The following is a 250-nucleotide window of genomic DNA, read 5'->3' as shown; positions in this document are numbered from 1 at the left end:
AAAGCCTGGGGCATCAGCGACGGGCAGACCGTGTACATCCGTTACCGCAACCATTACTTCCCGCTGGAGGCGGCTGGCGCTGACTATGCGTTTACCGGTTTCCGCAACCCTGAGCCCGACGAAATGATGACCCGGGCGGTAATGGGCCCGGCGTTTGGCCTGGCCGGGGCCGCGTTGGCGGCTGCGACATTGCCTGATGGCAGCACGCCCCAGCGGTACGAGCTGCACCTCACCACCGGCCGCGTGGTAG

General features: G+C 66.0%; 1 protein-coding gene. It reads left to right on the top strand.

Going from position 1 to position 250, the window contains the following annotated elements:
• A partial coding sequence (locus RYX56_RS24185; RefSeq protein ID WP_317124360.1) for a hypothetical protein occupies positions 1-250 on the top strand: 250 nt, incomplete at both ends.

This window comes from Alkalihalophilus lindianensis (genome assembly GCF_032843265.1).
GTDB classification, from domain to species: Bacteria; Bacillota; Bacilli; order Bacillales; family Bacillaceae_D; genus Alkalihalophilus; species Alkalihalophilus lindianensis.
The sequence above is the reverse complement of the archived record's forward strand: the minus strand, read 5'-3'. Positions and strand labels throughout refer to the sequence as shown.